Genomic DNA, 5,264 nt, shown 5'->3' on the forward strand with positions numbered 1-5,264 from the left:
CCCCTCACGCGTTTCTCGAGCGTGTGGTCGGGGGTGGAAGTGTGTTGTGTCGACTTTTTTTAACTCCCCCTAAACCCGGGTACCACTCGGCCCCAAACCCCGGTTGTGCTTCGGGAGGGTCGCGTTCTCCCCCGGCCCGCCGGGTGCTACGGTCGCGGGCCGTGACCACCTCGCCCCTGCCCGCCGGCGGCCCGACGGCGGGTCTCGGGTTCCGTACGGCCGTCGCCGCCGACCTGCCCCGCGTCGTCGCGCTCATCGCGGACGACGCCATCGCGCGTGCGCGCACCGGGGAGGTCGGTCCCGACCACGAGGCGGCGTTCGCGGCGATCGACGCCGACCCGAACAACGCGCTGGTCGTCGTCGAGATCGACGGCGAGGTCGTCGGCACGATGCAGCTCACCGTGATCCCGGGAATCTCCCGGAACGGCGCGTCGCGGCTCCTCGTCGAGGCGGTCCGTGTCGACCGTCGGCTGCGGGGGCAAGGCGTCGGCCGCGCGATGATGACGTGGGCGCACGCCTGGGGCGTCGCGCGAGGGTGCGCGCTCGCCCAGCTCACGTCCGACAAGCAGCGGGCCGACGCCCACCGGTTCTACCGGTCGCTCGGCTACGAGCAGTCGCACGAGGGCTTCAAGCGCCCGCTCCCGCCTCGCTGAGTCACAGGTCGGCGCCTCCGCCGAGCAGACGGACCCCGCCCCTGACGACGCCCTGACGCGCGCTCTCCGACCGGGACCGCCGCACCCTCCTCCTGCACGCACGGGAGGGACCGGGTGCGTCCGCCGCATGCTCGGGGCGCGGCGTGCAGCAGCCAGCTGGAGCGCTCTCACGGCTTCAGATCGTGACCGCTTGGGAGCGTTCCCGCGTGTTTGCGCTCACATCGTGGGGCATATGTCTGCGCTGTCATGGGACCAAGGTCGCTGTTTGGTCACGGTTCTGGCGATCCTTGCGTTCAGGAGTTGACGCCAAGAACGTGACCGGCATAGCGTCAGGCCCGCTCGGGCGGCGCTGAGGGTGTCCGGGTACGCGGCGCGTCGGTGCGCGGCGAGCTGTCCTCGGCAGGAGGAGGTCCGATGACGGACGAGCGCGTGATCCTCGAGATGCGAGGCATCACCAAGGAGTTCCCGGGCGTGCGCGCCCTCGACGACGTGAACCTGCGGGTGCGAGCCGGCGAGATCCACGCGATCTGCGGCGAGAACGGCGCCGGCAAGTCGACGCTCATGAAGGTGCTCTCGGGCGTGTACCCGCACGGGACGTACTCGGGCGACATCTACTACGACGGTGCGGAGGTCCAGTTCAAGGACATCCGGTCGAGCGAGCACGCGGGGATCGTCATCATCCACCAGGAGCTCGCCCTGATCCCCGAGCTCTCGATCACCGAGAACATCTTCCTCGGGAACGAGGTCAAGGGTGCGTTCGGCATCGACTGGGGAGCCGCCCGCCGGCGCGCCGAGGAGCTCATGGCGCGCGTCGGTCTCCAGGAGTCGCCCGACGCCCAGATCAAGAGCATCGGCGTCGGCAAGCAGCAGCTCGTCGAGATCGCCCGCGCCCTCGCCAAGGACGTGCGCCTGCTCATCCTCGACGAGCCGACGTCCGCGCTCAACGAGGAGGACTCGGAGCACCTGCTCGACCTGCTGCGCGGCCTGCGGTCCAAGGGCCTGACGAGCATCATGATCTCCCACAAGCTCAACGAGATCGAGGAGGTCGCCGACTCGATCACGATCATCCGCGACGGCCGCTCGATCGAGACCCTCGACGTCCAGCGCGACGCCGTCGACGAGGACCGCATCATCCGCGGGATGGTCGGCCGCTCGCTCGAGTCGCGCTTCCCGGCCCACACGCCGTCCATCGGCGAGACCTTCTTCGAGGTCGAGGGCTGGACCGTGGAGCACCCCGAGGTGCCGGGCCGCTACGTGTGCAAGGGCTCGACGTTCCACGTCCGCCGCGGCGAGATCGTCGGTTTCGCCGGGATCATGGGCGCCGGCCGCACCGAGCTCGCGAGGTCGCTCTTCGGGCGGTCGTACGGGCGCTACAAGTCCGGCGTCGTGCGCATCGACGGCCGCGAGGTGTCCATGCCCACGGTGCTCTCGGCCATCGAGAACCGGATCGCCTACGTCCCCGAGGACCGCAAGGCGCTGGGGCTGAACCTGCTCGACACGATCCTCGGCACGATCCAGGCGGCGAACCTGCCGCGCATCGCGAAGGCGGGCGTCATCGACCAGGACGCGGCGTTCGTCGCGGCCGAGTCGTACCGCAAGGCGTTCTCCATCAAGGCGCCGAGCGTGCACGAGGGCGTCGCCAAGCTCTCGGGCGGCAACCAGCAGAAGGTCCTGCTCGCCAAGTGGATGTACACCGAGCCGGAGCTCCTCATCCTCGACGAGCCGACGCGCGGCATCGACGTGGGCGCCAAGTACGAGATCTACGGCCTGGTCCAGAAGCTCGCCGACGCGGGCCGCGGCGTGGTGGTCATCTCGTCCGAGCTGCCCGAGCTCCTCGGCCTGTGCGACCGCATCTACACCGTCTTCGAGGGGCGGATCACGGGCGAGGTCCCCGGGCCGGAGGCGACCCAGGAGGGGCTCATGCGCCTCATGACCGGGACGCCCGGCGACGCACCCTCCGACGCCGCCGCCTGAGCGCGTCCCCCCAACCAGCCACCGCATCGCAACCGAGAAGGAACCACCGACGATGTCGTCCATCAAGCAGCTGCTGAGCGGGGGAGCGCGCCAGTTCGGCATGCTCTTCGCGCTCCTCGCCCTGGTCATCTACTTCCAGATCGCCACGGGCGGGCGGGTCCTCACGCCGAGCAACGCGCAGAACCTGCTCAACGGCAACTCCTACATCCTCATCCTCGCGATCGGCATGGTCCTCGTGATCATCGCGGGCCACATCGACCTGTCGGTCGGGTCGGTGGCCGCCGTGACCGGCATCATCGTGGCCATCGCCATCCGGGACTGGGGCATCCCGTGGTGGCTGGGCATCCTCCTCGGGCTGTGCGTGGGCGCGGTCATCGGCGCCTGGCAGGGGTGGTGGGTGGCCTACGTCGGCATCCCCGGCTTCATCACCACGCTCGCCGGCATGATGCTCTTCCGCGGCCTCAACCAGTTCATCGGCAAGTCGAACACGGTGCCCGTGCCGCAGGAGCTCCAGACCCTCGGTGGCGGCTACCTGCCCGAGTGGGGGCCGAACACCGGCCTCAACAACTCGACGCTCCTGCTCGGCGTCCTGGCGATCGCGGCCGTCGTCTGGTCGGAGTTCCGCCGCCGCGCGAGCGCCCGCAAGCTCGGCGCCGAGCCGGTCCCGACCTCGGTCGCCGTGACGCGCGTCGTGCTCTTCAGCGCCGTGATCGCCTACCTCACGTACCTCTACGGCTCGGGCCGCGTCGGCACCTCGTTCCCGGTCCCGGCGCTCGTGCTGGTCCTGCTCGTCGTCGTCTACCAGTTCGTGGCGTCGCGGACCATCACCGGTCGCCACGTCTACGCGGTGGGCGGCAACCGGGCGGCGGCGGCGCTGTCCGGCGTGAACATCAAGCGCACCAACTTCTTCGTCATGATGAACATGTCGATCCTCGCGTCGCTGGCCGGGATGATCTTCATCGGCCGCTCGACGGCCTCCGGCCCGTTCGACGGCAACATGTGGGAGCTCGACGCGATCGCGGCCGTCTTCATCGGCGGGGCCGCGGTCTCCGGCGGCGTGGGCACCGTCGTCGGCTCCGTCATCGGTGGCCTCGTCATGGCCGTCCTCAACAACGGTCTCCAGCTCATGGGCGTCGGCTCCGACATGACCCAGATCATCAAGGGCCTCGTGCTCCTCATCGCGGTCGCGTTCGACGTCTACAACAAGGTGCAGGGTCGGCCGTCGATCATCGCGCTGATCTTCCCGTCGCGGCGCGACAAGGGCACCGGAGCCGTCACGGGCGCCGACGACGCCCAGCCGGAGGTCCCGGTCGAGGCCGGGGCCACGGCCGCCAAGGGCTGACCTGACCTGCCCCTCACGTCCCACCCACCGCACGACCCCCTGACCGCATCCGACGACGGATGCCCGACAAGAAAGTGGTACCCATGAAGAAGCTCACCACGACGCTCCTGGCGCTCACCGCCGCGAGCGCGCTCGTGCTCAGCGGCTGCTCCTCCGACCGCGGGGGCGACGCCGGTGGCGACTCCACCGGCGGCGGCGAGTCCGCGGCCGCCGGCTTCGAGGAGGGCGCGACCATCGGTGTCGCCCTCCCGCAGAAGACCTCGGAGAACTGGGTGCTCGCCGAGCAGCTGTTCAACGACGGGCTCACCGAGGCCGGCTTCAAGCCGATCGTCCAGTTCGCCAACGGCGGCGTCTCGGAGCAGCAGAGCCAGATCGACGCCATGGTGGAGCAGGGCGCGAAGGTCATCATCGTCGGCGCCATCGACGGGTCGCAGCTTGGGACCCAGCTCAAGAACGCGAAGGACAACGGCGCGACCGTCATCGCCTACGACCGTCTCGTGAAGAACACGGACGCCGTCGACGAGTACATCGCGTTCGACAACTACCAGGTCGGCGTGCTCCAGGGCGAGGCGCTGCTGCAGGGCCTCGCCGAGCGCAAGGGTGAGGGCCCGTACAACATCGAGCTCATCGCCGGCTCGCCCGACGACGCGAACTCGACGCCGTTCTTCGAGGGCGCCATGAGCGTGCTCGACCCGAAGATCGAGGACGGGACGCTCGTCGTCGCGTCCGGCCAGACGTCGTTCGAGCAGGTCGCGACGCAGGGCTGGAAGGCCGAGAACGCGCAGAAGCGCATGGACACCGTGCTGTCGGGCAGCTACTCCGACAAGGAGATCGACGGCGTCCTGTCGCCGAACGACACGCTCGCCCGCGCGGCGCTCACGTCGGCCAAGCAGGCCGGCAAGGAGACCCCGGTCATCACCGGCCAGGACTCCGAGGTGGAGTCGGTGAAGTCGATCGTCGCGGGCGAGCAGTACTCGACGATCTACAAGGACACGCGCAAGCTCGTCGAGGAGTCGATCAACGCGGTGAAGGCGCTCCAGGCGGGCGAGGAGCCGGAGATCAACGACACCGAGTCCTACGACAACGGCGTCAAGGTCGTCCCGGCCTTCCTCCTCGAGCCGGTCATCGTCACGCAGGAGAACGCGGCCGAGGTCTACGCGGGTGACCCCACCCTCGAGGAGCTCACCAAGTGACCCGTTCGCTCTGAGCGACCGGGAGGCTGAGGCGTGCCGTCAAGACGACGCGCGACGAAACCCGTAACCGACACAGTAGTGGGGGGTTGGGCGGGAGTGCTG

The 5,264-nt window shown here is 69.4% G+C and carries 4 protein-coding genes; all 4 read left to right on the forward strand.

Annotation, left to right across the window (positions count from 1 at the left end; all coding sequences use genetic code 11):
* Window positions 1-161: 161 nt before the first annotated feature.
* The 4 genes from ACFWH7_RS20645 (at window position 162) to ACFWH7_RS20660 (ending at window position 5,162) form a co-directional block, all read left to right on the forward strand.
* Window positions 162-653, forward strand: a complete 492-nt coding sequence (locus tag ACFWH7_RS20645; RefSeq protein WP_378219494.1) for a GNAT family N-acetyltransferase — start codon at window positions 162-164, stop codon at window positions 651-653.
* A 414-nt stretch (window positions 654-1,067) separates the two neighbouring features.
* A complete protein-coding gene (mmsA, locus tag ACFWH7_RS20650; protein ID WP_378219496.1) occupies window positions 1,068-2,627 on the forward strand; it encodes a multiple monosaccharide ABC transporter ATP-binding protein in 1,560 nt (519 codons plus the stop codon).
* Between the two features lie 52 nt (window positions 2,628-2,679).
* Window positions 2,680-3,969, forward strand: a complete 1,290-nt coding sequence (gene mmsB / locus ACFWH7_RS20655) for a multiple monosaccharide ABC transporter permease (RefSeq protein ID WP_047234069.1) — start codon at window positions 2,680-2,682, stop codon at window positions 3,967-3,969.
* A gap of 83 nt (window positions 3,970-4,052) precedes the next feature.
* Window positions 4,053-5,162, forward strand: a complete 1,110-nt coding sequence (locus ACFWH7_RS20660; protein WP_378219499.1) for a substrate-binding domain-containing protein — start codon at window positions 4,053-4,055, stop codon at window positions 5,160-5,162.
* Window positions 5,163-5,264: the final 102 nt, after the last annotated feature.

The sequence above is a fragment of the Cellulosimicrobium cellulans genome (assembly GCF_042723955.1).
Lineage (GTDB): Bacteria > Actinomycetota > Actinomycetes > Actinomycetales > Cellulomonadaceae > Cellulosimicrobium > Cellulosimicrobium cellulans_H.

What these genes read in the sequence shown, in the direction of transcription:
- mmsA (WP_378219496.1), top strand. Translation starts at nt 1,068, where the DNA reads ATGACGGACGAGCGCGTGATCCTCGAGATGCGAGGCATCACCAAGGAG.
- mmsB (WP_047234069.1), top strand. Translation starts at nt 2,680, where the DNA reads ATGTCGTCCATCAAGCAGCTGCTGAGCGGGGGAGCGCGCCAGTTCGGC.
- ACFWH7_RS20660 (WP_378219499.1), top strand. Translation starts at nt 4,053, where the DNA reads ATGAAGAAGCTCACCACGACGCTCCTGGCGCTCACCGCCGCGAGCGCG.